At 69.5% G+C, this 26,237-nt stretch carries 27 protein-coding genes; 13 read left to right on the top strand and 14 right to left on the bottom strand.

All coding sequences use genetic code 11. The annotated features are described in order from the left end of the window. The first annotated feature begins 5 nt into the window (after positions 1-5). Positions 6-689: a class I SAM-dependent methyltransferase gene (locus G6N49_RS26210; protein ID WP_011562253.1), complete on the top strand. Its 684-nt coding sequence runs from the start codon at positions 6-8 to the stop codon at positions 687-689. Here the strand turns inward: G6N49_RS26210 and egtE are convergent. The 12 genes from egtE to G6N49_RS26150 all read right to left on the bottom strand — a co-directional run bounded on the left by egtE (position 684) and on the right by G6N49_RS26150 (position 11,802). Next, complete coding sequence (gene egtE / locus G6N49_RS26205; RefSeq protein WP_083045307.1) at positions 684-1,811, bottom strand: ergothioneine biosynthesis PLP-dependent enzyme EgtE; 1,128 nt, start codon at positions 1,809-1,811, stop codon at positions 684-686. The two genes, G6N49_RS26210 and egtE, sit on opposite strands and share 6 nt — an antisense overlap. After that, on the bottom strand, positions 1,808-2,773 hold the full coding sequence (egtD, locus tag G6N49_RS26200; protein ID WP_011562255.1) for an L-histidine N(alpha)-methyltransferase: 966 nt from the start codon (positions 2,771-2,773) through the stop codon (positions 1,808-1,810). Before egtD ends, egtE begins: the two co-directional genes overlap by 4 nt. Continuing rightward, a complete protein-coding gene (gene egtC / locus G6N49_RS26195) occupies positions 2,770-3,477 on the bottom strand; it encodes an ergothioneine biosynthesis protein EgtC (RefSeq protein WP_064917334.1) in 708 nt (235 codons plus the stop codon). The genes egtD and egtC overlap by 4 nt, the downstream gene beginning before the upstream one ends. Next, positions 3,477-4,787 carry an ergothioneine biosynthesis protein EgtB gene (egtB, locus tag G6N49_RS26190; protein WP_011562257.1) on the bottom strand — a complete coding sequence of 437 codons (1,311 nt, stop codon included), beginning with the start codon at positions 4,785-4,787 and terminating at the stop codon, positions 3,477-3,479. The genes egtC and egtB overlap by 1 nt, the downstream gene beginning before the upstream one ends. Further along, the gene (gene egtA, locus G6N49_RS26185) at positions 4,784-6,058 is read right to left on the bottom strand and encodes an ergothioneine biosynthesis glutamate--cysteine ligase EgtA (protein WP_011562258.1); all 1,275 of its coding nucleotides are present in this window, start codon (positions 6,056-6,058) and stop codon (positions 4,784-4,786) included. The genes egtB and egtA overlap by 4 nt, the downstream gene beginning before the upstream one ends. Before the next feature lie 167 nt (positions 6,059-6,225). Continuing rightward, positions 6,226-6,864, bottom strand: a complete 639-nt coding sequence (locus G6N49_RS26180; protein ID WP_011562259.1) for a sensor domain-containing protein — start codon at positions 6,862-6,864, stop codon at positions 6,226-6,228. 5 nt (positions 6,865-6,869) lie between these two features. Further along, the gene (locus G6N49_RS26175) at positions 6,870-7,298 is read right to left on the bottom strand and encodes an organic hydroperoxide resistance protein (RefSeq protein ID WP_011562260.1); all 429 of its coding nucleotides are present in this window, start codon (positions 7,296-7,298) and stop codon (positions 6,870-6,872) included. 23 nt (positions 7,299-7,321) lie between these two features. Continuing rightward, positions 7,322-7,783: a Fur family transcriptional regulator gene (locus tag G6N49_RS26170; protein ID WP_064917333.1), complete on the bottom strand. Its 462-nt coding sequence runs from the start codon at positions 7,781-7,783 to the stop codon at positions 7,322-7,324. Positions 7,784-7,840: 57 nt separating this feature from the next. Beyond that, positions 7,841-8,275: a hypothetical protein gene (locus G6N49_RS26165; protein WP_011857286.1), complete on the bottom strand. Its 435-nt coding sequence runs from the start codon at positions 8,273-8,275 to the stop codon at positions 7,841-7,843. A gap of 67 nt (positions 8,276-8,342) precedes the next feature. Continuing rightward, a complete protein-coding gene (locus tag G6N49_RS26160) occupies positions 8,343-9,473 on the bottom strand; it encodes a DUF4185 domain-containing protein (RefSeq protein ID WP_083045317.1) in 1,131 nt (376 codons plus the stop codon). 22 nt (positions 9,474-9,495) lie between these two features. Then, on the bottom strand, positions 9,496-10,530 hold the full coding sequence (locus tag G6N49_RS26155) for an aspartate-semialdehyde dehydrogenase (RefSeq protein WP_083045308.1): 1,035 nt from the start codon (positions 10,528-10,530) through the stop codon (positions 9,496-9,498). A gap of 6 nt (positions 10,531-10,536) precedes the next feature. Next, complete coding sequence (locus G6N49_RS26150) at positions 10,537-11,802, bottom strand: aspartate kinase (protein WP_011562265.1); 1,266 nt, start codon at positions 11,800-11,802, stop codon at positions 10,537-10,539. Positions 11,803-11,914: 112 nt separating this feature from the next. Here G6N49_RS26150 and G6N49_RS26145 point away from each other — a divergent pair, with 112 nt between their 5' ends. From G6N49_RS26145 to G6N49_RS26100, 10 genes are all read left to right on the top strand, one after another. Next, complete coding sequence (locus tag G6N49_RS26145; RefSeq protein WP_083045309.1) at positions 11,915-12,514, top strand: nitroreductase family protein; 600 nt, start codon at positions 11,915-11,917, stop codon at positions 12,512-12,514. A gap of 109 nt (positions 12,515-12,623) precedes the next feature. Continuing rightward, positions 12,624-13,877, top strand: a complete 1,254-nt coding sequence (locus tag G6N49_RS26140) for an ammonium transporter (RefSeq protein WP_011857289.1) — start codon at positions 12,624-12,626, stop codon at positions 13,875-13,877. Positions 13,878-13,991: 114 nt separating this feature from the next. After that, entirely contained in the window at positions 13,992-15,302 is a 1,311-nt protein-coding gene (gene glnT, locus G6N49_RS26135; protein ID WP_011562268.1) for a type III glutamate--ammonia ligase, read from the top strand. Between the two features lie 27 nt (positions 15,303-15,329). Then, the gene (locus G6N49_RS26130) at positions 15,330-16,226 is read left to right on the top strand and encodes a class II glutamine amidotransferase domain-containing protein (protein WP_011857290.1); all 897 of its coding nucleotides are present in this window, start codon (positions 15,330-15,332) and stop codon (positions 16,224-16,226) included. Continuing rightward, positions 16,214-16,930: a protein glxC gene (locus tag G6N49_RS26125; RefSeq protein WP_011562270.1), complete on the top strand. Its 717-nt coding sequence runs from the start codon at positions 16,214-16,216 to the stop codon at positions 16,928-16,930. The genes G6N49_RS26130 and G6N49_RS26125 overlap by 13 nt, the downstream gene beginning before the upstream one ends. Further along, complete coding sequence (locus G6N49_RS26120) at positions 16,930-18,300, top strand: FMN-binding glutamate synthase family protein (protein ID WP_083045310.1); 1,371 nt, start codon at positions 16,930-16,932, stop codon at positions 18,298-18,300. Before G6N49_RS26125 ends, G6N49_RS26120 begins: the two co-directional genes overlap by 1 nt. Further along, a complete protein-coding gene (locus G6N49_RS26115) occupies positions 18,297-19,493 on the top strand; it encodes an NAD(P)/FAD-dependent oxidoreductase (protein ID WP_011562272.1) in 1,197 nt (398 codons plus the stop codon). The genes G6N49_RS26120 and G6N49_RS26115 overlap by 4 nt, the downstream gene beginning before the upstream one ends. A 10-nt stretch (positions 19,494-19,503) precedes the next feature. Next, entirely contained in the window at positions 19,504-20,163 is a 660-nt protein-coding gene (locus G6N49_RS26110; protein WP_011562273.1) for a type II toxin-antitoxin system RelB family anti-toxin, read from the top strand. A gap of 170 nt (positions 20,164-20,333) precedes the next feature. Next, positions 20,334-22,139, top strand: a complete 1,806-nt coding sequence (gene leuA / locus G6N49_RS26105) for a 2-isopropylmalate synthase (protein ID WP_011562274.1) — start codon at positions 20,334-20,336, stop codon at positions 22,137-22,139. Between the two features lie 18 nt (positions 22,140-22,157). Beyond that, positions 22,158-22,634: an NADPH-dependent FMN reductase gene (locus tag G6N49_RS26100; RefSeq protein ID WP_110807724.1), complete on the top strand. Its 477-nt coding sequence runs from the start codon at positions 22,158-22,160 to the stop codon at positions 22,632-22,634. On the opposite strand, the gene G6N49_RS26095 is transcribed toward G6N49_RS26100, so the two are convergent. After that, entirely contained in the window at positions 22,631-23,623 is a 993-nt protein-coding gene (locus G6N49_RS26095; protein WP_011562276.1) for a DEDDh family exonuclease, read from the bottom strand. The genes G6N49_RS26100 and G6N49_RS26095 overlap by 4 nt on opposite strands. Positions 23,624-23,693: 70 nt before the next feature. On the opposite strand from G6N49_RS26095, the gene G6N49_RS26090 reads away from it, so the two are divergent. Together G6N49_RS26090 and G6N49_RS26085 are read left to right on the top strand one after the other, a co-directional pair. Then, a complete protein-coding gene (locus G6N49_RS26090) occupies positions 23,694-24,920 on the top strand; it encodes a Mur ligase family protein (protein ID WP_083045311.1) in 1,227 nt (408 codons plus the stop codon). Then, entirely contained in the window at positions 24,913-25,629 is a 717-nt protein-coding gene (locus tag G6N49_RS26085; RefSeq protein WP_083045312.1) for a type 1 glutamine amidotransferase, read from the top strand. Before G6N49_RS26090 ends, G6N49_RS26085 begins: the two co-directional genes overlap by 8 nt. Here the strand turns inward: G6N49_RS26085 and recR are convergent. Beyond that, positions 25,626-26,237 carry a recombination mediator RecR gene (recR, locus tag G6N49_RS26080; RefSeq protein ID WP_011562279.1) on the bottom strand — a complete coding sequence of 204 codons (612 nt, stop codon included), beginning with the start codon at positions 26,235-26,237 and terminating at the stop codon, positions 25,626-25,628. The genes G6N49_RS26085 and recR overlap by 4 nt on opposite strands.

Genomic DNA, 26,237 nt, shown 5'->3' with positions numbered 1-26,237 from the left:
GGATCATGACGTCTGACGTGATGAATTGGGACGACGCATACCGCAGCGCGGGGAGCTTCGAAGGTCCGCCGCCGTGGAACATCGGCGAACCCCAGCCGGAACTCGCCGCACTGCACCGGGAGGGCAGGTTCCGCAGCCCGGTGCTCGACGCGGGATGCGGGCACGCCGAACTGTCACTCGCGCTCGCCGCCGACGGCTACACGGTGGTGGGGATGGACATCAGCCCCACCGCGATCGCCGCGGCCGACCGGGCCGCACAGGAACGGAGCCTGGCCACAGCCAGTTTCGTCCAGGTCGACATCACCTCGTTCACCGGCTACGACGGCAGGTTCAACACCGTCGTCGACAGCACGCTGTTCCACTCGCTACCCGTCGAAGGCCGCGACGGCTACCTGTCCTCGGTGCACCGCGCGGCGGCGCCCGGTGCGCAGCTGTTCATCCTCGTCTTCGCCAAGGGCGCGTTCCCGCCGGACCTGGAGGTCAAGCCGCACGAGGTCGACGAGGACGAACTGCGCGCGGCGGTGTCACGGTACTGGGAGATCGACGACGTCCGCCCGGCGTTCATCCACGCGAACGCGTTGGCGATGCCGGACCTGCCCGCCGAGCTGCCCCATGGGCCGGACGAGAAGAACCGGGTGAAGTTCCCGGCGTTCCTGTTGACCGCGCACAAGCCCGAACACGACTCATAGGCGCGCCGCCTCGGCCAGTGCCGCCGCCGCCTGGCCGAGTTCGTCGGCGGTGACGTCGACGTGCGGTGAGAGCCGAAGCACCGGCACCGTCAGCTCGCGCGGCGCCCGCCGCGCATCGCATGCGGTGGTGACGATGCGCCGTTCGGCGATCAGCCACGCCCGCACCCGGTGCGGATCGGCGCCGTCGGTCGGTTCCAGCGTCGTGATCGCCGTCGGCTCGTCGACCGGTTCGACCACCCGCCACCCGGGCACATCGGCCATCGCCGCGCGGGTCAGCCGGCCGACCTCGGCGAGACGTGTCCGCACCTGCTGCACCCCGGCCGCCAGATGCTCGCCGATGGCGACCGAGAAGCCCACCCGCGCAGCAGCATTGGACTCGCCGTGCTCGAGTTGCTGCAGCACGGTCAGTGGCGCTGCGGGTTCCGACGGCGGAAAGCCCGGCCGCAGTCTCTCGGCGAACTCGGGCCGGACGGCCAGCACCCCGACGCCGCGGGGCCCGGCCAGCCACTTCCGCGACGACGCGTAGATCGCATCGGGTGCGACCGCGCAGTCGAGGTGGCCGAGGGCCTGGGCGGCGTCCACCACGAGGGGCAGGCCGAGGTCCCGGCACACCTCGGCGAACGGGCCCAGCGGCTGGGCGAGGCCGCGATGGCTGCCCAGCGGCGTCAGGTGCACCAGGGCGGGCCGGTCGCGCGCCAATTCCTCGGCTGCGGCGTCGACATGCAACCGACCGGTCGTGTCGACAGGCAGCGGTGAAACCTGAAATCCGTTGGCCGCCATGATCGCGAGGTTGGGCCCGTACTCACCGACCAGACACGCCACCGAACGGTCACCGTCCCAGCTGCGCAGCAACAGGTCCAGCGCGTGGTTGGACCCGGTGGTGAAGACGACGTCGGTGGCCGCCAACCCGGTCAGCGCCGCGACGGCGGCGCGGCCCGCGTCGAGCACGGGTGTGGCCGCCTCGACCGCGACGTAACCGCCCACCTCGGCTTCGTGACGGGCGTGTTGTGCGGCGGCGTCGATGGCCGCGAAACCCTGCCGCGAGCACGCCCCGCTGTCGAGGTGGATCCCGGCCGGTTTCGGGCGCGCCGCGCGCCAGCGTTCGGCCAGCGTCCCGGTCATTTGACCGCCAGCGACAGCCCGAAATCGCCCGCCGGATCAGTCCAGAAGTGGGTGCGGCGCAGGCCCGCGGCGGCGAGTTCGGCGGCGACGTCGTCGGGCGCGAACTTGCACGACACCTCGGTCAGCATCTCCTCACCGCCGGCGAACTCCACGGACAGGTCGAGCGCCCCGACGCGTACCTGCTGCGGATCCGTTGCGCGCAACCACATCTCGATGCGCTGCTCGCCGGCGTTCCAGCGGGCGACGTGCGCGAACGCCCCGATGTCGAAGTCGGCGTCGAGTTCGCGGTTGACCACGGCGAGCACGTTGCGGTTGAACCGGGCCGTCACGCCCTGGCTGTCGTCGTAGGCGGAGACCAGCCGGTCGGTGTCCTTGATCAGGTCGGTGCCCAGCAGCAGCGCATCCCCGGGCGCCATGGTGTCGGCGAGGGCGGCGAGGAACGACGCGCGGGGGGCGGCGGTGAGGTTGCCGATCGTCGACCCGAGAAAGGCGATCACCCGCCGACCGCCCTGGGGGATCTTGCCGAGGTGTTCCTCGAAATCGCCGCACACGGCCTCGATCTCGAGACCGGCGTACTCCTCCGCCAACGCCGCGCCGGCATTCTGCAGCACGCTCGCGTCGACGTCGAACGGGACGAACCGGCGCAGCGTTCCGTGCTCGCGCAGTGCCGAGAGCAGCATCCGGGTCTTCTCCGACGTTCCGCTGCCCAGTTCGACCAGGGTGTCCGCGCCGGTGACCGCCGCGATCTCCCCGGAGCGGTCACGCAGGATCGCCGCCTCGGCGCGCGTCGGATAGTACTCGGGTAACCGGGTGATCTGGTCGAACAGGTCGCTGCCCACCGAATCGTAGAACCACTTGGGCGGCAACGTCTTCGGGTTCGCGGTGAGCCCGTCGCGCACGTCGCGCCGCAGCGCCTGCGCCGCGGCGTCGTCCGCCAGGTAGGTGGCGAGGGTGAACGTCATGCCGGTCCTCTCAGCGCGCTCAGCTGTACCGAGGAGCCGTCCGTGCGGACCAGGTGGCGGTCCGGGATCTCCTCCCAGCGCGGGTCGTCGTCGTAGGGTTCGCTGGCCAACGCCACGCCGTCGTCGGTGCGCAGCACCGACAGGGTGTCCCCCCAGGTGGTGGCGACCATCTGAGATCCGTTGGCGGCCAGGATGTTCAGCCGTGCGCCGGGGTCGCGGGCTCCCACCTCGGTGACGGTGTCGCCGAGCCGGTCCATGCCCCGGTCGAAGATCAGCGCGGCGAGCAGCGCACTGTCGACGGTCGATTCGGCGTGCGCGGACAGCGGCAGCACCGCCCGGTCGACGAGCCCGTTGTGCGATAGCAGCCACGACCCGTCGGTGAACGGCGCCGAGGCGGTCGGCTCGATCGGCATGCCGATACTGGCCGACCGGACCGCCCCGACCACGCACGCGCTGCGCAGGGCGGGGGCGACCGACGCGAACGACGCGTCCCCCCACAGCGGGGCGGCGCTGCGCCACCGGCAGGGGCCCGCATCGTCGGGAAGGTCGGATGAGAAGAACCCGACCCCCCACCCGTCGGCGTTCATCAGCCCGTGCTTCTGGCGGCGCGGCGCGTAGGACTGCACCAGCAGGCCGTAGGGCGGGTCGAGGATGAGCGCGCTGACCGAGCGCGGCGCCCCCAACCAGCCGAGGTGGCGGCACATCAGGCCACACCCACCTGCTCGTCGGACCACGCCAACCGGACCCCGGAGAAGATCTGCCGCCGGATCGGATGGTCCCAGTTGCGGAAACTGGGCCGCAGGATCTCCGGCGCGACCGCCCACGACCCGCCGCGCAGCACGCGGTAGTCACCGGATCCGGTGCCGTCGAAGAACGGCTGCGAGTACCGGTCGTAGATCATCGGGGTGAAACCGGGCCAGGGACGCAGCGTGGAGGTGGTCCACTCCCACACGTCTCCGAGCATCTGTTCGGCGCCGTACGCCGACGCCCCGGCCGGGTACGCGCCGACGGGTGCGGGCCGCAACGCGTCTCCGCCCAGGTTGGCCAGGTGCGCGGTCGGCGCCGACGATCCCCACGGGTAGCGGCGACGTTGCCCGGCAGCGGGATCCCACGCGCAGGCCTTCTCCCATTCGATCTCGGTGGGCAGACGCGCCCCGGCCCAGCGGGCGTATGCCTCGGCCTCGAAGAACGTGACGTGCTGGACGGGTTCGTCGGCGGGGATCTGCTCGACGTGGCCGAACCGCGTGCGGGTGCCGTCACCGTTCCAGAACTGCGGAGCGGTCAGCCCGGCTTCCTGGCGGTGCGCCCAGCCGGCTGCGGACCACCACTGCCGCTGCGAGTAGCCACCGTCGTCGACGAACTGCTGCCATTCGCCGTTGGTGACGGGCACCCGCCCGATCCGGAAACCGGGGACGTCGACGATGTGCGCGGGGCGCTCGTTGTCGAGCGAATGCGGTTCGGTGACGGCGTCGACGCCCAGCACGAACGGTCCACCCGGCACCGAGACCGCGGTCCCCGCGACGCCGGACCGACCGGCGGGAAGCGCTGCGCCGGCCTCGAGCAGCGGCGCCCCGGTCCGCAGGTTCAGCGCCTGGAGCATGGTCTCGTCGTGCTGGTTCTCATGGCTGATCACCAACGCGAAGCGGAAGGCGTTCTCGGCGTCGTCGTCGGGTAGGGCGTCGAGGCTGTCGAGGACCTTGTCGCGCACGGTCCGGCAGTACGCGCGGGCGTCGGTCGGGGGCAGAAGGGGCAGGTTCACCCGGGTGGCGCGTGAGTTGACGAAGGCGTCGTAGAGACGTTCGACGCCCGGGGCGAGCATTCCGGGCCGGTCGGCGTTGCCATCGCGCAGCAGCCAGAATTCCTCCTGCTGTCCGATGTGCGCGAGGTCCCAGACCAGCGGGCTCATCAGCGGGTCGTACTGCCGCCGCAACTCCATGTCGTCGAAGTCGACCAGCCGGAGCGTGCGGTCGCGTGCTCTGCCCAGTTCGTCGGCCAGGGTGTCACGTGCAGTCAAGACTCACCTTTCGCGAGTTGGCGTACGGCTGGTCCGATCCCGTAGGCGACCGCGCGGTCGGCGAAGTCGTCGGCCGGTGATCTGCCTTCTTCGACCGAACGCACCAACTGCTGCATCGATTCCATCACGGCTGCGGGTGCCCGCTCGGCGGCGGTCTCGACGCAGCGCAGCGCCGCGGCGTGCAGTCGGCGGTCGCCGAGCCCGATACGCGCGGCCCGGTCCCAGGCCGTGGCCACCGACTCGGTGGCCTCCGCGGCGATGTCGGCGGCCGCCGGATCGTCGAGCAGGGTGGTCAGCGTGAAGGCGACGGCCGGCCACAGGGCGTCGGAAACCGCGTCCAGATAACGGATTTCGAGCCAGCGGCGCGGGCGCACCGGCGGGAAGAGGGTGGTCAGGTGGTATTCGAGGTCCGACCGTGTCGGACGCCGGCCGCCGAGGAGGGTCTGTCCGTCGGCCCACTCGGCGAACGGCACCCAGTCCGTGACCGGCACCGGCTCGGGATTGTGCACCAGCATCACCGGGGCGCGCAGCGCGTAGCGGGCCCAGTCGCTGGCCGGGTCGTCCCCGCTGGCGCCGAGCACCGGCCCGCAGCGGGCTTCGTCGAGCTCACCCCAGACCCACTGCCTGCTGCTCTGCCACCCCGAGAACCGGCCGGCGAGCAGCGGGGAGTTGGCCGTGGCGGCGATCATCGTCGGGCCGAGCGCATGTGCCAGCCGGACCCGGTCGGCCCAGCCGCGCCGGGGTCCGGCGTCGAGGTTGAGCTGGATCGACGCGGTCGAGGTCATCATGAACGCACCCGCCGCGCCGGTACCGCTCGCGGTGAAGAAGGCCTCCATCGCGGAGTACCGGCCGCCGGGGTTGACGCGGCGCGGCCGGCGCAGCGGGTCGGCGCCCACGAGCACCAGCCCGAGCCCGCGCTGCGCGAAGGCCGTGCGCAGCACGGCCCGGTCGGAGGTCATCGCGGCGATCGCGGCCACCGATCCGTCCGCGGGCGGGCCGGACAGTTCCACCGCGCCACCGGGTTCGACGGTGATCCTGCTGCCCCCGGGCAGTGCCCCGACACCGGCGATCGCATCCGTCACCTCACCCCAGTCGGGGCGACGGCGTGGGTCCGCCAGATCGAACGAATGCGCCTCGACCTCGAGGCCGACCTGGCCGACCGGCCCGTCGTGCAGACAGTGTTCGGTGATGTGTTCGGCGGCGTCGGCCGCCGAGGCGAATTCGTCGGGTGCCGTATCGCACCCCGGGTCGTAGGTCGTCGGAACGGTCATCTGAACCCATCCCTCCCCGGGTCCGGACGCTGGGACTGGACCGCTGGTTGGCAGCCGCGGGATCGGCCGATCACCGCTACCGTCCTCATTGTCCAGAGCGGACCGACAAGTGCACCCTATTTATGCGTGACAGCTTGGTGACATGCGCGTGCCGGCAATGCCGCCGGTCATTGCCCCAGCGTGTTCTGCATGGCGCCGGCCAGCACGTTGACCGCCGGGCCGCCGTTGCCGGATTGGCACACCTTCGCCTGCAGCAGGACGTTCTCGCGCTTGCGGGTGGTGGTGAAGCAGCGCCGGTCGGTGCCCGCTTCCTGTTTGACCCAGTCGGCGTCCGCGACGCCGGCGGGACCGCCGGTGAACGTCCACACCTGGGTGGTGAAGTTGTCGAGGTGCATCGCGGTGGTCTGACCCGCGCAGCCCGCGGTGCGGTCGACGACGCGGCGGTAGGCACGCTCGGCGGCGTCGGTCGTGGCGTACACGCCGATCGCCTGTTTGACCAGGTGGGTGGCGTCAGTGGGAGATTCCTGCGCGACGGCGCCGTTGAACGAGGCCAGGTCGGGATCGTTGTAGACCTCGGGGAGCCCGATGTCGGCCCAGTTGTTGCAGACCGGGTTGTCGACGTAGAACGCCTGCACCGGGTTGGTGAAGAACGATTCCCACCGCAGGGTGGCGCCGACGATGTTGCCCACCGAACCCTTGCCGAGCACGGCGTAGTTGACCACGCCCGGATCCGAGGGGCGGGCCTGTGCGAGCGGCGCCGCGGCCAGTACGAGACCGGCCGCGGCGACGCCCACCAGAAGCCGCATGGGCACTAGACCTTCGCCGACAGCTTCACGTCGATGTTGCCGCGGGTGGCCTTGGAGTACGGGCAGAACGCGTGCGCCTTCGCCATGAGGTCATCGGCGACGGACTGCTCGAGCCCGGGCAGGTAGCCGATCAGGTGCGCGGTGATGCCGAAGCCACCCTCGGAGTCCGGGCCGAAGCCGACCTGGGCGGTGATCGCCGACGCCTCGTCGATCTCGACGTCGTTGTTCTTGGCCTGCAGGCGCAGCGCACCCAGGAAGCACGCGGCGTAGCCGGCCGAGAAGAGCAGCTCGGGGTTCACACCCTCACCGCTGCCACCCAACTCCTTGGGCGGGCGGGTGTCGAAGTCGATCTTGTCGTCGCTGGATTTCACGTGGCCGTTGCGGCCGCCGCCGCTGGCCGTCGACTCTGCGGTGTACTTCACTTCGATGCTCATGGTCAACGATCATGCCAGCCCGGTCACAGACGGCAAGACGCCCCGGCCGCCGGCGGCTCCGCGCGACAATCCGCGCATGTGCCCCAGAAGACGACTTCGGCCTCGTCGACGGTGAAACCGTCCTCGAGGGGGGCGTGGCCGAGGCACGGTGCCGCCCCGACGATGCAGTCGACATCCGCCACCCGGCCGCAGCGGCGGCACACCAGGTGGTGGTGGTTGTCGCCGATGCGTGTCTCGTAGCGCGCCGACGAACCCGCCGGCTCGATGCGCCGAACCAGGCCGGCGGAGACGCAGGCCCGCAGGACGTCGTAGATCGCCTGGGTGGAGACCTTCCCGAGCGCCTCGCGCACCTGTTTCGCGACGTCGTCGGCCGTCGAGTGCGGCGCCTGTTCGAGGGCGGACAGGACGGCGAGCCGGGGCGCGGTGACACGGAGACCCGAGGCCCGCAGCCGGGCCTCGGGGGTCGTCTCACGCGCCGGGGTCACTCCATCGAGTGTCCGCCGTATCTGGAGTGGGTCAAGATTAGCTGGGCATGAGCCTCGTCACGGACGTGCGGGAGCCGTGGTCGCGGGGCTTCCCGGCTGGGTCTGCTGCGGGGTTTGCATACCGGGCTGACCTGGCCCGAACGGCATGCCGGGCCGTTCGAACTGGCCGCGCGGACCCATCGGGGACATCCCGGGAGGCCCGTCGCGGTGGAACATCATCTGGCCGTGACCGGCACCCCCACCCCGCTGAAATCCATCGCCGGAGTTCTTGCCCAGCACGAACCCGGAGAAGAAGACGACGGCGACGATGAACACGACGCCCGCCACGATGCCGACCCAGGCGGCGATGGTGGTCACGCGGCCGGGCCGGCGGCGCTCCTCGGTGGGCGCGGCCGGGTAGGCCGGGGGCGGTGTGTCGGTGAAGACGGGTTCGGTCTTGGGGTCGGCGGGCGACGCTGGGGTCGAAGGTGTTTCGGTCATGCGCCCGATCATGCGAGTGCCGCTTCTGTGCGGGTCCTGTATGGGCTATGAATCCGCTGTGAAGGTGTGGCGGCCGCCGTCAGCGAGGCGGCCAGGGCACCGGTTGTCCCGGTTTGAACGGGTTGACCGCGAACTGGATCACCCGGTACGGCGCATTGTCACCGAGTGGAGTGGTGTTCCACTGACTGACGAACACCCGCACCTCGTCGAGTGTCGAGCCCGGCGAGATGTAACCGCCGTACGGCTGGGCCAACCGGTTGACCTCCGGTGGCGGCAGAAACTCCGCCTGATCCGGCCAGTCTTCCGCGACCACCACCGTCGTCACGGGCGCATCACCCAGACCGATCGGGTTGTCGGCCACCCGGATCTCCATGTTCCCGGTGCTGGCATTGAAGTACGAGAGCACCGTCTTGCCGTCGATCTGCCGCACGCTCATCTCACCGACGCGGTCGGCCCACAGCGGCGTCGGCTCGTGGCCCCAACCCCGTTCGACCGACCAGCCCTGCCATTCATCGCGGTCCGTGAACACCTGCGGCGCAACGCGGTACAGCACCACCGGTCCGCTGCGGTCGAAGTTGTCGGCCACGATGTAGACCCACCCGCTCGGCGAATCCACCGTCGGAATCGGATCGTAGTAACCGCTGATCTGCGACTGTCGCCCCTCGGCATGTCCGGCGTCGCGCTCCGAACCGGGCACCGTGCGCCAACCACCCTCCCCCGCTTCGGCTTTCACCAACCGTGAGCTCTGCGGCCGCAGATCGCGGGTGGTCGTGACCAGCATGTAGTTCTCGCGGTTGATCTGCACCACACCGGCAGGCAGTTGCGACGATCCCGCCGGCGTCGGATCGGCCAGCAACGGGGCGTCCACCCCGGTGACCCGGTCGTAGCGCACCCCCGCGGGGTCGAGGATCGAGTCGGTCTCGACGTGCAGGGCGACCGGCGAATACCAGCCACCGAAGCCGACCCCCTGCCCGGCGAAGCTGTCACCGCAGACCTGCAGGATCCCGCTCGGGAACTCCATGAACTCACAGAGATCGGTCGCGCCGATCCCGTAATCACGGGTGGGCGTTCCGGTTCCGGCGGTCGGGCCGAGCCGCACCACCTGCCCCGGCGCCAACGGCGGCAGCACGGGACCGGGCACCGGTGTCGGTGGTTGAGCCTGCGCCGCGGGTACACACAACGCGGCAGCCAGCACCGCGACGGCGATCACGCGGCCCCGGTACACCAGTCGGTCAGAGCTGGGCGGCCAGCAACTCGGCGATCTGAATGGTGTTCAGCGCCGCGCCTTTTCGCAGGTTGTCGCCGGAGATGAACAGCGCAAGCCCGCGCCCCTCCGGCGCGCCTGGATCCTGGCGGATGCGGCCAACCAGCGATTCGTCGGTCCCCGCGGCGGCCAGCGGCGTCGGCACGTCGACCAGCTTGACCCCCGGCGCAGCCGCCAACAGTTCCTTCGCGCGATCGACCGAAAGCGGTTGGGCGAATTCGGCATTGATGGACAGCGAATGGCCCGTGTAGACCGGCACCCGAACGCACGTCCCGCTCACCAGCAACTCCGGGATGCCGAGGATCTTGCGGCTCTCGTTGCGCAGCTTCTGGTCCTCGTCGGTCTCCCCCGAACCGTCGTCGACCAGCGATCCGGCCAGCGGCACCACGTTGAACGCGATCGGCGCGACGTATTTGTTCGGCGCCGGGAAGTCGACGGCGCCGCCGTCGTGCACCAGGTCACGGCTGCCCGAGACGACGGCGCTGGCCTGACCGAACAGTTCCTCGACGCCGGCCAGACCGCTGCCCGAGACGGCCTGATACGTCGACGCGATCATGCGCACCAGACCGGCCTCGTCGTGCAGCGGCTTGAGCACCGGCATCGCGGCCATCGTCGTGCAGTTCGGATTGGCGATGATGCCTTTCGGGCGAGTACCGGCATCGCGCTCGAAGTTCACCTCGCTGACCACCAGCGGTACGTCGGGGTCCTTACGCCAGGCCGACGAGTTGTCGACCACGACGGCGCCGGCGGCGGCGAACCGTGGCGCCTGCACCCGCGACATGGTCGCGCCCGCCGAGAACAGCGCGATGTCCAGACCCGACGGGTCGGCGGTCGCGGCGTCCTCGACCTCGATCTCCTGACCGCGGAACGGCAGCTTCCGACCCTGCGAGCGGGCCGAGGCGAAGAACCTGACGCTGGTGGCCGGGAAGTCGCGCTCCTCGAGCAGGGTGCGCATGACCTGGCCGACCTGGCCGGTCGCGCCGACCACTCCGATGTTGACCATCCGGAATTACCGTCCCGTCCCTGCGTACACCACGGCCTCTTCGTCGCCGCCGAGGCCGAACGCCTCGTGCAACGCGGCGACCGCCTTGTCCAATTCCGTGTCCTTGACCAGCACGGAGATCCGGATCTCCGATGTCGAGATCAGGTCGATGTTCACCCCGACCTCCGCGAGCGCCTCGCAGAACGTCGCGGTGACGCCCGGATGGCTGCGCATCCCGGCGCCGATCAACGACACCTTGCCGATGTGGTCGTCGTAGAGCACGCGGGTGAACCCGATCTCGTCCTGCAGCGAGGTCAGCTTCTCCACCGCACCGGGGGCGTTGTCCCGCGCACACGTGAACGTGATGTCGGTCTTCCCGTCCTCGATCTTGCTGATGTTCTGCAGCACCATGTCGATGTTCACGTCGGCGTCGGCGACCGCGCGGAACACCTTGGCGGCGTAACCGGGGACGTCGGGCAGGCCCACGACGGTGACCTTGGACTCACTGCGGTCGTGAGCAACTCCGGTCAGGATGGCGTCTTCCATGGCGATGTCCTCGATCGATCCTTTGACGATGGTGCCGGGTTTGTCCGAGTACGACGAGCGCACGTGGATGGGCAGGTCATAGCGGCGGGCGTACTCCACACAGCGCAGCATGAGCACCTTGGCGCCGCACGCCGCCATCTCGAGCATCTCCTCGAAACTGACGGTGTCGAGTTTGCGCGCGTTGGGCACGATGCGCGGGTCGGCGGTGTAGACGCCGTCGACGTCGGTGTAGATCTCACAGACGTCGGCGTTGAGCGCCGCCGCCACGGCGACCGCGGTGGTGTCCGACCCGCCGCGGCCGAGCGTGGTGACGTCCTTGGTGTCCTGACTCACACCCTGGAATCCGGCGACGAGCACGATCTGGCCCTCGTCGAGCGCCGACCGCAGCCGGGTCGGGGTGACGTCGATGATCTTGGCGTTGCCGTGGGTGCCGGTGGTGACGACGCCCGCCTGCGAGCCGGTGAACGAGCGGGCCTGGGCGCCGAGGGACTCGATGGCCATCGCCACCAGGGCGTTGGAGATGCGCTCACCGGCGGTGAGCAGCATGTCGAGTTCACGCGCCGGCGGGGCCGGGCACACCTGCTTGGCCAGGTCGAGCAGGTCGTCGGTGGTGTCACCCATCGCCGAGACGACGACGACCACGTCGTTGCCCGCCTTCTTGGTCTCGACGATGCGTTCGGCGACGCGGCGGATACGCTCGGCGTCCGACACCGAGGACCCACCGTATTTCTGGACGACGAGCGCCACTGAACTAGCCTTTCGCGCGGGAAAAAGTCCCACCAAGGATAAGGGCTGCGCGCACCTGCTTTTTCCCTCCGCCGTCCGGGGGCGACGCACGCCACACCGGTAGCGTCGACGCGTGGCCAACCCACCGTCCGACCGCGCCGCGCAGACCCAGGTGCCCATCCACCCCGACCTCGCCGCCCGCTGGAGCCCCCGCGCCTTCGACCCGGCCGCCGAACTCACCGACGAGCAGCTGATCGCACTGTTGGAGGCCGCGCGCTGGGCGGCCTCGTGGGGCGGTCGGCAACCGGTGCGGTTCGTCGTCGGACGCCGCGGCGATCCGACCTTCGAGGCGTTGGGCGCGGTCCTGCGCCGCGGCAACAGCTACGCGAAGGCGGCCAGCGCGCTGATCCTGGTGTGCGCCGACGAGGGGGACGACGAGCGCACCGCCCGCTACGCCGTACTGGATGCGGGTGCCGCGATCGCCAACCTCAGCGTCGAGGCGGTGTCGCGGTCACTGATCACCCATCCGATGGCCGGCTTCGACGTCGACGCGGCGCGGGCGGCGTTCGGCGTACCCGACGGTGTGCGTCCGCTGGCCGTCGTCGCGGTCGGGCGGCTGGGTGACTACGCGCACGCCGACGAGGCGATCGTCGAACGCGACTCCCGGCCGCGTGAGCGGTTACCCCTCGTGGACGTCGCATTCGCCGGCGCGTGGGGCCGTCCGTCGCTCTGAACACAATTAACGCCGTTGCAACACAAACCAACCTGTCTCTGTAACAGAAACATCGGTTACTGCCAGTGATCGGCCTGCCGTGGGCCGCTTACCGCAGAAAAGGTTTCACATGGATACAGGAACCACAGCCTTCATGCTGTGTTGCATCATCGGCCTCACGCTGATGATCCCCGGTCTCGCCCTGTTCTACGGCGGCATGGTCTCCGTGAAGAGCTCGACCAACATGATGATGATGACCTTCGGGGCCGTCGCAGCCGTCGGGCTGCTGTGGGTCCTGTTCGGCTTCTCCATGGTGTTCGGCACCTCGTACGGAGGGTTCGTCGGCAGCTTCACCGAGTTCGCCGGCATGACGGACCTGCTGGAGCCGATGACCACCGTCGACGGTCTGCCGATCAGCCTCTTCGCCGTCTTCCAGGCGCTGTTCGCCGCGATCACCGTCGCGCTGATCTCCGGTGCCGTCGCCGACCGGATGAAGTTCGGCGCCTGGATGGGCTTCGCCACGCTGTGGGCGGTGCTCGTGTACTTCCCCGTCGCACACTGGGTCTTCGCATTCGACGGCGTCGTGACCGAGAACTCGGTCGGCGGCTGGATCGCCAACACCCTGGGCGCCGTCGACTTCGCCGGTGGCACCGCGGTGCACATCAACGCCGGTGCCGCCGCGCTGGCCGTGGCGATCGTGCTCGGCAAATCCGCGATGTTCGGCCAGCTGCGCAAACCGCACAACGTGCCGCTGACGCTGCTGGGCGCCGGACTGCTGTGGGCCGGCTGGTATGCGTTCAACGGCGGTTCCGCACTGGCCGCGGGCAATTCGGCCGCCATCGTCATGGTCACAACGTTCGTCGCCACCTGCGCGGCGGTGCTGGCCTGGCTGGCCGTGGAGAAGATCAAGGACGGCCACGTCACCGGCGTCGGCGCGGCCTCGGGCGCCATCACCGGCCTGGTCGCGATCACCCCCGCCTGCGGTGCGGTCACCCCGATCGGCGCGATCTTCGTCGGCGGTATCGCCGGCGCGGTGTGCGTGTACGCGGTCGGCCTCAAAACCCGCTTCGGCTATGACGATTCACTCGACGTGGTCGGTGTTCACCTCGTCGGCGGCGTGATCGGCACCCTGCTGATCGGCTTCTTCGCCAGCGAGGGGATGCCGAACGGCGTCAACGGGCTGTTCTACGGCGGCGGAATCGACCAGCTGTGGAAGCAGGCTGTCGCGGCCGGTGCGGTGATGCTCTACTCGTTCGTGGTGGCCTACGTCATCGCGTTCGCGCTGAAGAAGACCGTCGGCATCCGCGTCTCCCCCGACGAGGAGGAGCAGGGCATCGACGCGAAGTTCCACCGCGAGTCCTCGTACGACTGGCAACCCGCCTAGTCACCACCCGCGGCCGGCACGGGGCTGCCCAAGCCTCGTGTCGGCCGCATTCGCATATCCATCGAGTTTCCCCTCGTGATACATTGATTCATCACAAGAGACAGAGGTTCTGCCATGTCCACCGATCTCGCCGCCCTCGCCGAGAAGACCGGCACCAAGTTCATCCTCGCGCTGTTCGTCGATCTGCGCGGAAAGCCCTGCGCCAAGCTCGTTCCCGTCGAAGCGGTCGAACAGCTCGCCACCGAGGGCGTCGGCTTCGCCGGATACGCGGTCGGGGCCATGGGTCAGGAACCCAAAGACCCTGACCTGATGGCGATTCCGGACGCCGCGTCGTTCACCCCGATCCCGTTCGTCAAGGACGGCCTGGCGATCGTGCACTGCGATCCGCATGTCGAGGGCAAGCCGTGGCCATACGCGCCGCGCATCATCCTCAGGAGCCTCATTCAGCAGGCCGCCGACGCCGGCTTCGAACCCTGGGTCGGCGCGGAGGTCGAGTACTTCCTGCTCACCCGCAACGCCGACGGCAGCCTCGCCACGGCCGACGCCGCCGACACCGCCGCCCAGCCGTGTTACGACGCGCGCGGGGTGACCCGCATGTACGACCACCTCACCACGATCTCCTCGGCGATGAACCAGCTCGGCTGGGCCAACTACGCCAACGACCACGAGGACGGCAACGGCCAGTTCGAGCAGAATTTCCAGTTCGCCGATGCGTTGACCACCGCCGACCGCGTGATCACGCTGCGCTACCTGCTGTCGATGATCGCCGCCGAGCGCGGGATGGTGGCCACGTTCATGCCGAAACCGTTCGGGGACCGGACCGGCAGCGGCCTGCACCTGCACCTGTCGCTGACCAGCGGCGGCACCCCGGTCTTCCCCTGCGAATCCGACGAACGGGGCCTGGGCCTGTCGGACACCGCGTACTCCTTCATCGGGGGCATCCTCGACCACGCCTGTGCGCTGCAGTCGGTGATCGCACCGACGGTCAACTCCTACAAGCGAACCGGGGCCGTCAGTACCGCCTCCGGTGCGTCCTGGGCGCCGCGCAGCGCCACCTTCGGCGGCAACGACCGCACCCACTACATCCGCGTACCCGACGCCCAGCGCATCGAACTGCGCGGCGGTGACGGCTCGGCCAATCCGTACCTCGCGGTCGCGGCGGCGCTCGGCGCCGGACTGGACGGGATCAAGCGGTCGGCCGATCCGGGCGCGGTCGGCGCGGTGGCGGAGACCCGGTCGACGCTGCCGCCCACCCTGCTGCACGCGGTCGAGGAACTCGAGGCCGATCCCGTCGTCTCCGGTGTCCTCGACGCCGCCGGTGACGGCGTCGCACGCTATTTCGCCGGCCTCAAGCGGCACGAATTCTTCGACTACCACGGCACGGTCAGCCCGTGGGAGGTCGAGCAGTACCTGACGGCGTTCTGAAGTCCTGACAACGAAAGAGAGCGACACATGTGTGGGATCGTCGGGTTGCACCTGCGCAACCCCGAACTCCAACCGCGGCTGGGCGAACTGCTCACCGGAATGCTGTGCGAAATGTCCGACCGCGGAAGCGATTCGGCGGGTGTCGCGGTCTACGGAGATCCGACGTGGACGCCGCCCGGGCACAGCTGCGTGTCACTGCTGGAGATCGGGGCGTCACCAGAATCGGTGACCGACGCGGTGGGTTCGGCGCTGGGCGTGCCGGTGTCGGTGACGGTGCTCGATGCCACCTATCTGGTGACCGCACAGGCCGAGTCCGATGCGCTGCTCGCCGCGGCGCGTGCGACGTTCCCCGATGCGTTGGTCGCCGGTTTCGGTGAGGACCTGGCGGTGCTCAAGGGCGTCGGGGACCCGTACACGCTGACCGAGGCGTGGGGCCTGTCGACGGCGCAGGGCTGGCAGGGCGTCGGGCACACCCGGATGGCCACCGAATCCGCGGTCACCCCGTCGGGGGCGCATCCGTATGCCGTCGGGTCCGACCAGTGCCTTGTTCACAACGGATCGTTCGCCAACCATGCGACCATCCGACGCGAATTGCGCGCCGCCGGTGTGCAATTCGACAGCGAGAACGACACCGAGGTGGGGGCGCGCTTCGTCGCAAACGAACTGGCCGCCGGTCGCGACGTCGGAACCGCACTCAAGGAACTGTGCGCCACCTTCGACGGCTTCTACACACTGCTGGTGTCCAACCGCGACTCGTTCGCGGTCGTGCGCGACGCGATCGCCTGCAAACCCGCCGTTATCGCCGAAACCTCCGATTGGGTCGCGATGGCCAGTGAATACCGTGCGCTGTCCGGACTGCCCGGCGTCGAGAACGCCGCGATCTGGGAGCCCGAGCCCGAGGTGGTGTACGCATGGCAGCGCTGAGCTTCTCCTCGCGCGAGCGCTCGTCGGCGCTGGCCTTCGACCTCCGCACCACCCCCCTGCGCGACGTCAACGCCGCGCTGCACGCTGGTGACCTTGCCGGGGACTTCGTCATCGAACATCCCGATGGCGCGCACAACGTCGCGGTGGGGCTCAACGCCCCCGTACGCGTCACGGTCGAGGGCCACGTCGGGTACTACGCGGCGGGGATGAACCAGCAGGCCGAGGTCGTCATCGACGGCAACGCCGGCACGGGTGTCGCCGAGAACATGATGAGCGGCACCGTGTGGGTGAAGGGCAACGCGTCGCAGTCGGCGGGCGCCACCGGCCACGGTGGGCTGCTGGTCATCGAGGGCAATGCCGCTGCGCGGTGCGGCATCTCGATGAAGGGCATCGACATCGTCGTCGGCGGCGACATCGGCCACATGAGCGCGTTCATGGCGCAGGCCGGCCGGCTCGTCGTCCGTGGCGACGCGGGTGAGGCACTGGGCGACTCGATCTACGAGGCACGGCTCTACGTCCGCGGATCCGTTGCCTCCCTGGGCGCGGACTGCGTCGCCAAGGAGATGCGCGAGGAACACCACGAGGAGCTCGGCCGGCTGCTCAAGGCCGCGGGTTTCGAGGACGACGACACCGCCGCCTACACCCGGTACGGCTCGGCCCGCGAGCTCTACCACTTCCACGTCGACAACACAGGGAGTTACTGATGAGCACCTGGGCACTGCGCGAATCGGCGACCTTCGACCGCGACACCATCGCAGGCATCCAGCGCGCCGCCGACACCGGCATCTACGACATCCGCGGCTGGGGTGCCAAGCGGGCGCTGCCCCACTTCGACGATCTGCTCTTCCTCGGGGCCTCGATGTCGCGCTACCCCCTGGAGGGCTATCGCGAGCGGTGCGCCACCGACGTGGTGCTGGGTGGCCGACACGCCAAATACCCCTTGCACCTGGATATCCCGGTCACCATCGCCGGTATGTCGTTCGGCGCACTGTCCGGACAGGCCAAGGAGGCGCTGGGCCGCGGCGCCAGCGAGGTCGGCACCTCCACCACCACCGGTGACGGGGGCATGACGCCCGAGGAACGTGGGCAGAGCAAACACCTGGTGTACCAGTACCTGCCGTCGCGCTACGGCATGAACCCCGACGACCTGCGCAAGGCCGACGCGATCGAGGTGGTGCTCGGCCAGGGCGCCAAACCCGGCGGTGGCGGAATGCTGTTGGGCCAGAAGATCTCCGAGCGTGTCGCATCGATGCGGACGCTGCCGGAAGGCATCGACCAACGGTCGGCGTGCCGGCACCCGGACTGGACGGGACCCGACGACCTCACCATCAAGATCAACGAGTTGAGGGAGATCACCGACTGGGAGAAGCCGATCTACGTCAAGGTCGGCGCCACCCGCACCTACTACGACGTCAAGCTCGCGGTGCACGCCGGCGCCGACGTGGTGGTCGTCGACGGGATGCAGGGCGGCACCGCCGCCACGCAGGAGGTGTTCATCGAACACGTCGGCGTCCCGACGCTGGCGGCGATCCCGCAGGCGGTGCAGGCGCTGCAGGAACTCGGTGTGCACCGGAAGGCCGGGGCGCGGGGGCACCTCCCGCGCGAAGCGCAGGGGGACGGAGCGACGGGAGATGGGTCAGTCCAGCTCATCGTCTCCGGCGGCATCCGCACCGGGGCCGACGTGGCCAAGGCGCTCGCACTGGGCGCCGATGCGGTCGCTATCGGCACGGCGGCCCTGATCGCGCTCGGCGACAACCATCCGAGGTATGCCGCCGAATACGAGAAGATCGGCAGCGCCGCAGGGTTTTACGACGATTTCCAGGACGGCCGCGATCCTGCCGGCATCACCACCCAGGACCCGGAGCTGGCCGCCCGGCTCGACCCTGTCGAGGCCGGCCGGCGGCTCGCGAACTATCTGCGGGTGCTGACCATGGAGGCCCAGACCATCGCCCGGGCCTGCGGTAAGGCCCACGTCTGCCATCTCGAACCCGAGGATCTGGTGGCCGTCAGCATCGAAGCCGCGGCCATGGCCCGCGTTCCGCTGGCCGGCACCGACTGGATTCCCGGCCGATGATCGAAACAGCTGACGTCGTCATCGTCGGCGGCGGTCTGGAGGGCGCCGCCGCCGCGTGGGCGTTGGCCGAGCGCGGGATCACGAATGTGGTTGTGGTCGAACGGAATACCGTCGGGTCCGGGATGACGGGTAAATCGAGCGGTATCGTGCGCTGCCACTACGGGGTCAGCTCGCTGGCCGCCATGGCCAACGCCGGACTCGAGGTGTTCGAGAACCCGCAGAAGTACCTGGGCGAGCAGGCCGACGACATCGGATTCCGCCAGACCGGATACGTCGTCGGGGTCGGCGAGCCGAACGTCGGCGCGATGCGCAAGAGCCTCGCGGCGCAGCGCGCGGTCGGTGTGCAGACCGAGGAGATCGACGCCGCAGAGGTCGCCGAGATGTGGCCGTTCGCCGACCTAGAACCGTTCGCGGCGTTCGGCTGGGAGCCCCGCGGCGGATACGGCGATGCCTATCGGACCGCCCAGGCGTTCGCGGCGGCCGCCCGGTCCGCGGGTGTGCGCGTGCGGCAGAGCACCGCGGTGCAGAACCTGACGACCGTCGGCGACCGCGTCACCGGCGTGAAGCTGGCCGACGGCGGCGAGATCTCCGCCGAGACCGTCGTCGTCGCCACCGGAGCCTGGACCCGGCCATTCCTCGCCCAGCACGGGATCGACGTGCCGATCCGCGTGGTGCGCGAACAGATCGTGCTCATCGACCCCGGTGTGGAACTCGGTCCGGTGCCGGTGTTCTCCGATCTGGTGTCGCTGCAGTACATCCGCCCCGAACCCGACGGCACAGTGCTGTTCGGCAACAGCGACCTGGCCGACAACGAGGAGACGGACCCGGACGACTACCTCAACCGCGCCACCGACGACTTCGTCGACATCACCGTCGACAAGGTCGGCACCCGGTTCCCCGGTTTCCCCGACGCCTCGATCACCAGCAGCTACGCCGGCTGTTACGACGTCACACCCGATTGGAACCCGGTGATCTCCCGCACCGAACTCGACGGTCTCGTCGTCGCGGCGGGGTTCAGCGGCCACGGCTTCAAGATCGCTCCCGCGGTCGGCCGGTTGGTGGCGGACATCGTCGTCGACGGGCGCAGCGGCGACCCGCGGATCCCGGAGACCGATTTCCGGCTGTCCCGCTTCGCCGAGGGCGACCTGCTCCGCACGCCCTACCCGTACGTCGGTGCCGGCGAGATGCGCTAGACAGGGTGCCGTGAGCCCATCCGAGGATTCTGCGCCGCTGCTGCGCAACAAGTCGGGCACCGCGCGCGAGCGTGACCCGCAGGAACCGGTCGACGACACCGAGTTCGAGGCGGCGATCGGGCGCAACGTGCGCCAACTGCGGCAGCAGCACGGACTCACCGTCGCGGAGATGGCCGAGCGCGTCGGCATCTCCAAGGCCATGATGAGCAAGATCGAGAACGCGCAGACCTCCTGCAGCCTGTCCACGCTGGCGCTGCTGGCCAAGGGGTTCGACGTACCGGTCACCACACTGTTCCGCGGTGCGGACGTCGAGCGCCCCGCCGCGTTCGTCAAGGCGGGTACCGGCGCGCGGATCGTGCGCAACGGCACCAAGGAGGGCCACGACTACCAGTTGCTGGGCTCGCTGCGCGGTGAGCACAAGCGGCTGGAATGCCTCGAGGTCACGCTGTCGGAGAAGAGCCGGACCTACCCGCTGTTCCAGCATCCCGGCACCGAGTTCATCTACATGCTCGAGGGCGTCATGGACTACAGCCACAGCCGCTCGGTGTACCGGCTGCACCCCGGCGATTCGCTGCAGATCGACGGGGAGGGTGCGCACGGCCCCGTCGACCTGGTCGAACTGCCGATCCGGTTCCTGTCGGTGATCGCGTTCCCGGACTCCGCCGTCTAGCGCCGCATTTGGGTCGCGGTGCTGCGGCGCGCTACAGTGAGCTCACCATGTTTGTGCAGCGGGCGCTCCTTCTCGGCCGCCGCGGCGGGGTCTGACCAGACCGGCTTCCCGTCGCGGGTGTTCGCGATGCGCCGGTCGAGTCCCTCGTCAAACTCCCGGAGCAATCGATCATGAACACCCCTGAATCAACAGACGCCTTCTCGTCCGTCCGCGCCATCACCACCCCGTCCGGCCCGCCGCATCCCGGCCAGCCGGCCTGGAACACCCAACGCGCCTCCGCCATGCCGGTCAGCCGGTACCGCAGCTTCGCCGAGGAAGTGGAACCGGTCACGCTGCCGGACCGCACCTGGCCCGACAAGGTCGTCGACACCGCGCCGATGTGGTGCGCGGTCGACCTGCGCGACGGCAACCAGGCGCTGATCGACCCGATGAGCCCCGCGCGCAAACGCCGCATGTTCGACCTGCTGGTGCGCATGGGCTACAAGGAGATCGAGGTCGGCTTCCCGTCGGCCAGCCAGACCGATTTCGACTTCGTCCGCGAGATCATCGAACAGGGCGCGATCCCCGACGACGTCACCATCCAGGTGCTGACGCAGTGCCGGCCCGAACTGATCACCCGCACCTTCGAGGCCTGCAAGGGCGCACCGCGGGCGATCGTGCACTTCTACAACTCGACGTCGATCCTGCAGCGCCGCGTCGTGTTCCGCGCCGACCGCGAGGCCGTCAAGCAGATCGCCGTCGACGGCGCCCGGATGTGCGTCGAAGAGGCCGCCAAGCACCCCGACACGCTGTGGCGGTTCGAGTACTCCCCCGAGTCCTACACCGGCACCGAACTGGAATACGCCGTCGACGTCTGCAACGCGGTCGCCGACATCGTGAAGCCCACCCCCGAGGTGCCGCTGATCGTCAACCTGCCCGCCACCGTCGAGATGGCGACGCCCAACGTCTACGCCGACTCGATCGAGTGGATGAACCGGCACCTGAGCCCGCGCGACAGCATCATCCTGAGCCTGCACCCGCACAACGACCGCGGAACCGCTGTCGCCGCAGCGGAATTGGGCTACCAGGCCGGTGCCGACCGCATCGAGGGCTGCCTGTTCGGCAACGGTGAGCGCACCGGCAACGTATGCCTGGTGACGCTGGGCCTGAACCTGTTCAGCCGGGGCGTCGACCCGCAGATCGACTTCTCCAACATCGACGAGATCCGCCGCACCGTCGAGTACTGCAACCAGCTGCCGGTCCACGAGCGTCACCCCTACGGCGGCGACCTGGTGTACACCGCGTTCTCCGGCAGCCATCAGGACGCGATCAACAAGGGTCTGGACGCGATGAAGGTCGCCGCGGACGAAGCGGACTCCGACGTCGACGACATCCTGTGGCAGGTGCCGTATCTGCCGATCGATCCGAAGGACGTCGGCCGCACCTACGAAGCCGTCATCCGGGTGAACTCCCAGTCCGGCAAGGGCGGCGTCGCCTACATCATGAAGGCCGACCACGGACTGGTGCTGCCGCGCCGCCTGCAGATCGAGTTCAGCCAGGCCATCCAGAAGATCACCGACGGTGAGGGCGGCGAGGTGTCGCCCAAGGAGATGTGGGACGTCTTCGCCGAGGAGTACCTGTCGCCGGTCCGGCCGCTGGAGCGGATGCGCCAGAAGGTCGACGCCGCGGAGGTCGACGGCGGCACCGACACGATCACCGCCGTGGTGAAGGTGGACGGTGTCGAACGCGAGATCGTCGGCGCGGGCAACGGGCCGTTGGCCGCGTTCTGCGACGCCCTGGGCGCGATCGGATTCGACATCAGCGTCCTGGACTACTCCGAGCATGCACTGTCCGCCGGTGAGGAGGCGCAGGCCGCGGCCTACGTCGAGGCCTCCGTCGGCGGTAAGACGGTATGGGGTGTGGGCATCGCGACCTCGATCACGACGGCCTCGCTGCGCGCGGTGGTGTCGGCGGTGAACCGCGCCGCACGCAGCTGACCGTGAGAGGCTGCCCAGGTGACTGTCGTCGTCGTGGGGAATCCGAAACCTAAGTCGCGCACGCGGGCCGCCGCCGAACTGGTCGCCGAGAGGCTGACCGGCTCACCCGCCGAGCACGTGATCGATGTCGTCGATCTCGGCGCCGGGCTACTCGGGTGGGGCGACCCGAAGGTGGCCGAGGCCAAGGACATCGTGAAGTCCGCGGACAGCCTCGTCGTCGCCTCGCCGACGTTCAAGGCCACCTACACCGGGCTGCTCAAGCTGTTCCTCGACCAGTTCGGCCAGGGTGAACTCGGTCAGGTCCCGACGTTCCCGCTCATGCTGGGCGGCTCACTGGCCCATGCGCTGGCACCGGAGTTGACCCTGCGTCCGGTTCTGGTGGAGATCGGCGCGAGCTGTCCGGCACCGAGCCTGTACCTGCTCGACTCCGAGTACGAGACCTCACCCGAACTCGACAGGTGGCTCGAGGTGGCGCGCCGGTTCGTGCCTTCCTAGAACAGCGCGAACTGATCGCCGACCGTGGTGGCGTCGAAGAACTCCTCGATACCGGTGCCCCCGACGACGTGGTCGAGGGCCCGCAGGAAGTCGGCGTCCGAGAGCACCGGGACGCCGAGCTCCTGAGCCTGGTAGCCCTTGCCCTGTTCGACATCGGGCTGGTTGCAGATGACCAGTGAGGTCTCCGTGTCCACCGCGTCGGTGTAGGCCAGCCCGGCGGTGAGCAACCGCTCGATCAGCTCTTCGTAAGTGCGCGTGACCTCCGCGGCGACCGCGACGCGCATACCTTTCACCAGCGGGCGGCCCGCGATGTAGCGGCCGGGATTCAGGTACGCGCAGGGCAGCCGCGCGGCCACCATCCTCAACGGGTGCAGGTCGTCGTGGGTGACCCGGCCGTTGGGCCACCGCCGCCGGCTCACCGAACGCGTCGGCAGCCAGGCCCTGCGCTCGCGGGCGCGCGCCAGCGTCGGTTTGAGGATCTGCGCGAGGACCTGAGCGTCGTCGAGCGCATCGTGCGGTTTGAGTTGCGGCACACCCCAGTGCGCCGCGAGGGTCTCCAACCGCAGGTTCTCCGTCCCCAGGTCGAGGCGGCGGGCGAGTTCGACGGTGCACATCACCGAGTCGATCGGCAGTTCCGCGCCGACGAGTTCGGCCTCGGCGGTCAGGAACGAGTAGTCGAATCCGACGTTGTGCGCGACGAGCGTACGACCGCGCAGAAGTTCGGCGAGGTCTGCGACGACGTCACCGAAGCGGGGCGCACCCTCGAGCATCTCGGCGGTCAGCCCGTGCACATGCGTGGGCCCCGGGTCGACACCCGGATTCAGCAGGGTGGCCAGGCTCTGTTCGACGTTGCCGTCGTCACCCACCGCGAGTGCGGCCAGGCTGACGATGCGCGCCTGCCCGGGCCGGAAACCCGACGTCTCGACATCGACGACGGCCCAGCCTGTACCGGTGTCGACCGCCGGTCTTCCCCAACCGTGGCTCACCATCTCAGCGTGGCATGCCCCTCCGACAATCTCGGATCGCAGCGGTGCGTGTCGGACCCCTAAACTGCCGGGGATGGTCACCCCTCGAGGACGCGCCGCCCTGACGGCCGGAGCCGCCGCCCGGTGGGCGTCGCGTGTCACCGGCCGCGGTGCGGGCGCGATGATCGGCGGCCTGGTCGCGATGACGTTGGACCGGTCGATCCTCGCGCAGCTCGGTAAGGGCAGGCGCACGGTCGTCATCACCGGCACAAACGGCAAGTCCACCACCACGCGGATGACCGCGGCGGCGCTGGGCACCCTCGGCGCGGTGGCCACCAACGCCGAGGGCGCCAACATGGACGCCGGCCTGGTCGCCGCCCTCGCCGCCGACCGCGACGCGACGCTGGCGGCGCTCGAGGTCGACGAGATGCACGTGCCGCACGTGTCCGACGCCGTCGACCCGTCCGTCGTCGTGCTGCTCAACCTGTCGCGCGACCAGCTCGACCGCGTCGGTGAGATCAACCACATCGAGCGCACCCTGCGCGCCGGTCTGGCCCGGCATCCGAAGGCGGTCGTGGTGGCCAACTGCGACGACGTGCTGATGACGTCGGCGGCCTACGACCACCCCTCGGTGGTGTGGGTGGCCGCGGGCGGCAGTTGGGCCAACGACTCGGTGAGCTGTCCCCGCTCCGGCGAGGTCATCGTCCGCGACGGCGCCGACTGGTACTCGACCGGCATCGATTTCAAGCGGCCGACGCCGCAGTGGTGGTACGACGACACCCACCTGCACGGACCGGACGGGCTGTCGCTGCCGATGACCCTCGCCCTGCCCGGTGCGGTCAACCGCGGCAACGCCGCACAGGCCGTCGCGGCCGCGGTGACCCTCGGCGCGGATCCCAAGGCCGCCGTCGAGGCGGTGTCCGGGGTCGACGAGGTGGCCGGCCGGTACCGCACCGTGCGCCTCGGCGACCACACCGCGCGGGTGCTGCTGGCCAAGAACCCCGCCGGCTGGCAGGAGGCGCTGTCGATGGTCGACAAACACGGCGCCGGGGTGGTGATCGCGGTCAACGGACAGGTTCCCGACGGGGAGGATCTATCGTGGCTGTGGGACGTCCGGTTCGAGCATTTCGAGCAGGTCCGGGTCGTGGCCGCCGGTGAACGCGGCACCGACCTCGCAGTGCGGCTCGGCTACGCGGGCGTCGAGCACACGCTGGTGCACGACACCCTCGCCGCGATCAAGTCCTGTCCGCCCGGTCACGTCGAGGTGATCGCGAACTACACGGCGTTCCTGCAACTCAACCGGCGGTTACCCCATGCCTGAATCGACCGTGCGGATCGGGCTGGTGCTGCCCGACGTGATGGGCACCTACGGCGACGGCGGCAACTCGGTGGTGTTGCGGCAGCGGTTGCGGTTGCGCGGTATCGACGCCGAGGTCGTCGAGATCACGCTCGCGGACCCGGTGCCCGCCGAACTCGACCTCTACACCCTCGGCGGTGCCGAGGACTACGCGCAGCGGCTGGCGACCAAACACCTGCAGCGCTATCCGGGTCTGCAGCAGGCCGCCTCGCGCGGGGCCCCGGTGCTGGCCATCTGCGCGGCCATCCAGGTGCTCGGCCACTGGTATGAGACGTCCTCGGGGGAACGCGTCGACGGCGTCGGGATGCTCGATGTCACGACCTCACCGCAGCCGGTCCGCACGATCGGTGAAGTGGTGTCCCAGCCGCTGGTCGCCGGCCTGTCCGAGAAATTGACCGGCTTCGAAAACCACAGGGGCGGAACTGTTCTGGGCCCGGAGGCCGCTCCGCTGGCCCGGGTCGAGAAGGGTGCGGGCAACCGGGACGGGGACGGGTTCGACGGAGCGGTACAGGGCAGCGTCGTCGCGACGTACCTGCACGGCCCGTGCCTGGCCCGCAATCCGGAGTTGGCCGATCATCTGCTCAGCAAGGTCGTCGGCGACCTGCCGCCACTGGACCTCGACGAGGTGGCGCAGCTGCGGCGCGAACGCCTGGCGGCCCCGCGCCGCGCCTAGGCCATCGCGCGGCGGCCGGCCAGCGCGCGGCCCAGCGTGAGCTCGTCGGCGAATTCGAGATCGCCGCCCATCGGCAGCCCCGAGGCGATCCGCGTGACGGTCAACCCGGGGATGTCGCGCAGCATCCGCACCAGATACGTGGCCGTCGCCTCCCCCTCGGTGTTCGGGTCGGTGGCGATGATGACCTCGGCCACGTCGACGCCGTCGACCCGCTCGCCGATCCGGTTCAACAGCTCGCGGATGCGCAGTTGATCCGGCCCCACCCCACTCAACGGGTCGAGGGCCCCGCCCAGCACGTGGTAGCGGCCGCGGAACTCACGCGTGCGCTCGACGGCCTGCACATCCTTGGGTTCCTCGACCACGCACACCAGCGACGCGTCGCGGCGCGGATCGGAGCAGATGCGGCAGCGGTCGGCGTCGGAGACGTTGCCGCACACCTCGCAGAACTTCACGCCGTCGCGGATCCGGTTGAGCACCGCCGTCAACCGGTCGATGTCGGGCGGCTCGACGCTCAACAGGTGAAAAGCGATGCGCTGAGCGCTCTTCGGGCCGATCCCCGGCAGCTTGCCGAGTTCGTCGATCAGATCCTGGACGGGCCCCTCGAACAA

It is taken from the genome of Mycolicibacterium monacense (genome assembly GCF_010731575.1).
In the GTDB taxonomy this organism is placed as follows: Bacteria; Actinomycetota; Actinomycetes; order Mycobacteriales; family Mycobacteriaceae; genus Mycobacterium; species Mycobacterium monacense.
This window is presented reverse-complemented; position numbering and strand designations above follow the sequence as displayed.

What these genes read in the sequence shown, in the direction of transcription:
- leuA (WP_011562274.1), top strand. Translation starts at nt 20,334, where the DNA reads ATGAACACCCCTGAATCAACAGACGCCTTCTCGTCCGTCCGCGCCATC.
- G6N49_RS26165 (WP_011857286.1), bottom strand. Translation starts at nt 8,275, where the DNA reads ATGATCGGGCGCATGACCGAAACACCTTCGACCCCAGCGTCGCCCGCC.
- G6N49_RS26085 (WP_083045312.1), top strand. Translation starts at nt 24,913, where the DNA reads ATGCCTGAATCGACCGTGCGGATCGGGCTGGTGCTGCCCGACGTGATG.
- G6N49_RS26180 (WP_011562259.1), bottom strand. Translation starts at nt 6,864, where the DNA reads ATGCGGCTTCTGGTGGGCGTCGCCGCGGCCGGTCTCGTACTGGCCGCG.
- G6N49_RS26120 (WP_083045310.1), top strand. Translation starts at nt 16,930, where the DNA reads ATGAGCACCTGGGCACTGCGCGAATCGGCGACCTTCGACCGCGACACC.
- G6N49_RS26130 (WP_011857290.1), top strand. Translation starts at nt 15,330, where the DNA reads ATGTGTGGGATCGTCGGGTTGCACCTGCGCAACCCCGAACTCCAACCG.
- glnT (WP_011562268.1), top strand. Translation starts at nt 13,992, where the DNA reads ATGTCCACCGATCTCGCCGCCCTCGCCGAGAAGACCGGCACCAAGTTC.
- G6N49_RS26125 (WP_011562270.1), top strand. Translation starts at nt 16,214, where the DNA reads ATGGCAGCGCTGAGCTTCTCCTCGCGCGAGCGCTCGTCGGCGCTGGCC.
- egtC (WP_064917334.1), bottom strand. Translation starts at nt 3,477, where the DNA reads ATGTGCCGCCACCTCGGCTGGTTGGGGGCGCCGCGCTCGGTCAGCGCG.
- G6N49_RS26155 (WP_083045308.1), bottom strand. Translation starts at nt 10,530, where the DNA reads ATGGTCAACATCGGAGTGGTCGGCGCGACCGGCCAGGTCGGCCAGGTC.
- G6N49_RS26175 (WP_011562260.1), bottom strand. Translation starts at nt 7,298, where the DNA reads ATGAGCATCGAAGTGAAGTACACCGCAGAGTCGACGGCCAGCGGCGGC.
- G6N49_RS26090 (WP_083045311.1), top strand. Translation starts at nt 23,694, where the DNA reads ATGGTCACCCCTCGAGGACGCGCCGCCCTGACGGCCGGAGCCGCCGCC.
- G6N49_RS26115 (WP_011562272.1), top strand. Translation starts at nt 18,297, where the DNA reads ATGATCGAAACAGCTGACGTCGTCATCGTCGGCGGCGGTCTGGAGGGC.
- G6N49_RS26210 (WP_011562253.1), top strand. Translation starts at nt 6, where the DNA reads ATGACGTCTGACGTGATGAATTGGGACGACGCATACCGCAGCGCGGGG.
- egtE (WP_083045307.1), bottom strand. Translation starts at nt 1,811, where the DNA reads ATGACCGGGACGCTGGCCGAACGCTGGCGCGCGGCGCGCCCGAAACCG.
- G6N49_RS26095 (WP_011562276.1), bottom strand. Translation starts at nt 23,623, where the DNA reads ATGGTGAGCCACGGTTGGGGAAGACCGGCGGTCGACACCGGTACAGGC.
- egtA (WP_011562258.1), bottom strand. Translation starts at nt 6,058, where the DNA reads ATGACCGTTCCGACGACCTACGACCCGGGGTGCGATACGGCACCCGAC.
- G6N49_RS26140 (WP_011857289.1), top strand. Translation starts at nt 12,624, where the DNA reads ATGGATACAGGAACCACAGCCTTCATGCTGTGTTGCATCATCGGCCTC.
- egtD (WP_011562255.1), bottom strand. Translation starts at nt 2,773, where the DNA reads ATGACGTTCACCCTCGCCACCTACCTGGCGGACGACGCCGCGGCGCAG.